Origin of the sequence: Desulfovibrio psychrotolerans (assembly GCF_013340305.1) — a bacterium.
GTDB classification, from domain to species: domain Bacteria; phylum Desulfobacterota; class Desulfovibrionia; order Desulfovibrionales; family Desulfovibrionaceae; genus Halodesulfovibrio; species Halodesulfovibrio psychrotolerans.
Map to the genome: position 1 here is coordinate 1 of NZ_BLVP01000045.1, position 3,268 is coordinate 3,268.

Consider the following 3,268-nt stretch of genomic DNA (forward strand, 5'->3'; position numbering starts at 1 on the left):
TTGAAATACGTCTTGGCGGCGGCCTACTTTCCCACCAGCTCCCTGGCAGTATCATCGGCGATGGCGGGCTTAACTTCCGAGTTCGGAATGGGTTCGGGTGTACCCCCGCCTCCATGGCCACCAAGACAAATTTGCGGGTCGCGGCTGGGTCAGGAAAGGCGAACGGTATAGAACCCGTTGCCACGTCTGACGTGCGCGTTTGACCCAAATTTGAATCAAATAGGGAGGAAAGGAAGATTTTAGGAAGATAAACAAGGCGCACGGACTATTAGTACCGGTAAGCTGAATGCGTCGCCGCACTTACACCTCCGGCCTATCAACCAGGTGGTCTACCTGGGTCCTTCAGCTCTTTCGAGAGGGAGACCTTATCTCAAGGCAGGCTTCCCGCTTAGATGCTTTCAGCGGTTATCCCTTCCGAACGTAGCTACCCTGCTATGCCGTTGGCACGACAACAGGTCCACCAGAGGTTCGTCCACCCCGGTCCTCTCGTACTAGGGGCAGGCCCTTTCAAGTCTCCTACGCCCACAGCAGATAGGGACCAAACTGTCTCACGACGTTTTAAACCCAGCTCGCGTACCACTTTAAACGGCGAACAGCCGTACCCTTGGGACCTGCTTCAGCCCCAGGATGTGATGAGCCGACATCGAGGTGCCAAACCGCGCCGTCGATGTGAACTCTTGGGCGCGATCAGCCTGTTATCCCCGGCGTACCTTTTATCCAATGAGCGATGGCCCTTCCACACGGAACCACCGGATCACTAACACCGACTTTCGTCCCTGCTCGACATGTCTGTCTTGCAGTCAAGCTCCCTTATGCGTTTGCACTCAACGGCTGGTTTCCAATCAGCCTGAGGGAACCTTTGCATGCCTCCGTTACTCTTTAGGAGGCGACCGCCCCAGTCAAACTACCCACCAGACACTGTCTCCCGACCGGATAACGGTGCAGGATTAGAGCCTTAGATTGGCAAGGGTGGTATTTCAAGGTTGGCTCCACACATACTGGCGTACACGCTTCATAGCCTCCCACCTATCCTACACATGCCAATCCAAAACCCAATGTCAAGCTATAGTAAAGGTGCACAGGGTCTTTCCGTCTTGCTGCGGGTACACGGCATTTTCACCGCGACTTCAATTTCACCGAGTCTCTGGTTGAGACAGTGCGGAGATCGTTACACCATTCGTGCAGGTCGGAACTTACCCGACAAGGAATTTCGCTACCTTAGGACCGTTATAGTTACGGCCGCCGTTTACCGGGGCTTCGATTCAAAGCTTCGCTTGCGCTGACCTCTCCTCTTAACCTTCCGGCACCGGGCAGGTGTCAGTCCCTATACTTCGTCTTGCGACTTAGCAGAGACCTATGTTTTTAGTAAACAGTCGCCACCGCCATTTCTCTGCGGCTCTTCAGTGCTGTACGTGTTAAACAGACACACCAAAGAGCACCCCTTATCCCGAAGTTACGGGGTCATTTTGCCGAGTTCCTTAACCAGAGTTCTCTCGAGCGCCTTGGATTACTCATCCCGCCCACCTGAGTTGGTTTGCGGTACGGTCTGCGTGAACTAAACTTAGAAGCTTTTCTTGGAAGCATGGACTCAACAGCTTACGGCCATACGGCCACCGCATCACTTCTCGGCCTTAAAGAGCGGCGGATTTGCCTACCACTCAAGCCTACCTGCTTGCACCAGCTAATCCAACAGCTGGCCTGTCTATCCTTCTCCGTCCCTCCATCGCACATTCACGCAGGTACGGGAATATTAACCCGTTTCCCATCGACTACGCATTTCTGCCTCGCCTTAGGGGCCGACTAACCCCGGGAAGATTACCTTTACCCGGGAAACCTTGGGCTTACGGCGAACAGGTTTCTCACCTGTTTTATCGTTACTCATGTCAGCATAATCACTTCTCTGCAGTCCAGCTAGCCTTACGGCACACCTTCGTCCCACAGAGAACGCTCTCCTACCACTCGATAAATCGAGTCCGAAGCTTCGGTACCATGCTTAGCCCCGTTACATTTTCGGCGCAGAATCTCTAGACCAGTGAGCTATTACGCTTTCTTTAAAGGATGGCTGCTTCTAAGCCAACCTCCTGGCTGTCTGTGAAATTCCACTACCTTTTCCACTGAGCATGGATTTGGAGACCTTAGCTGTCGGTCTGGGCTCTTTCCCTCTCGACTACGGGCCTTCTCACTCGCAGTCTGACTCCCGGAGATCATTTGTGCGGTATTCGGAGTTTGATAGGGTTTGGTAAGCTGGTGAGCCCCCTAGCCCTGTCAGTGCTCTACCCCCGCAAAACTCCTCCGAGGCTATACCTCAATATATTTCGGAGAGAACCAGCTATCACCGGGTTTGATTGGCCTTTCACCCCTATCCACAAGTCATCCAAATCGTTTTCAACCGATACTGGTTCGGTCCTCCACTCAGTTTTACCTGAGCTTCAACCTGCTCATGGATAGATCACCCGGTTTCGGGTCTACTCCACAGTACTTGACGCCCTTATCAGACTCGCTTTCGCTACGGCTCCACTTTCGCTTAACCTTGCACTGTAAAGTAACTCGCTGACTCATTATGCAAAAGGCACGCGGTCACATCTCATGGATGCTCCCACAGCTTGTAGGCAGATGGTTTCAGGTTCTATTTCACTCCCCTAACAGGGGTTCTTTTCACCTTTCCCTCACGGTACTGGTACACTATCGGTTGCCAGAGAGTACTTAGCCTTGGAAGATGGTCCTCCCAGATTCCCACGGGGTTCCACGTGACCCGCGGTACTCAGGTACGGCCTACGCTGCGTTCAACTTCAGGTACGGGGCTTTCACCCTCTATGGCCGAGCTTCCCAGCTCGTTCCCCTATCTACTGACAGATCGATATTGGCCGCCCTACAACCCCGCACAGTCGAAACTGCACGGTTTGGGCTAATCCCTGTTCGCTCGCCGCTACTAAGGGAGTCTCGTTTGATTTCTTCTCCTCCGGGTACTGAGATGTTTCACTTCCCCGGGTTCGCTTCTTTGCACCTATGTATTCAGTGCGAAGATGACCGGACATGACTCCGGCCGGGTTTCCCCATTCAGAAATCCGCGGATCAAAGGATGTTTGGCTCCTCCCCGCAGCTTATCGCAGCCTACCACGTCTTTCATCGCCTTCTGGCACCAAGGCATCCACCAAATGCCCTTAAAAACTTGTTTATCTTTAGACTTCCTTTCCTTCCCTATCGATTGTCAAAGAGCAGAGGCTTATCGCCTCAGCCAAGTGTATACTTGGATCGCAACCATCACACG

Annotated in this window: 2 rRNA genes; both read right to left on the bottom strand. The window is 53.0% G+C overall.

The annotated features are described in order from the left end of the window. Positions 1 to 10: 10 nt before the first annotated feature. Positions 11 to 125, bottom strand: a 5S ribosomal RNA gene (gene rrf, locus HUV26_RS16630). A 122-nt stretch (positions 126 to 247) separates the two neighbouring features. After that, positions 248 to 3,175 (bottom strand): 23S ribosomal RNA (locus HUV26_RS16635). Positions 3,176 to 3,268 lie beyond the last annotated feature (93 nt).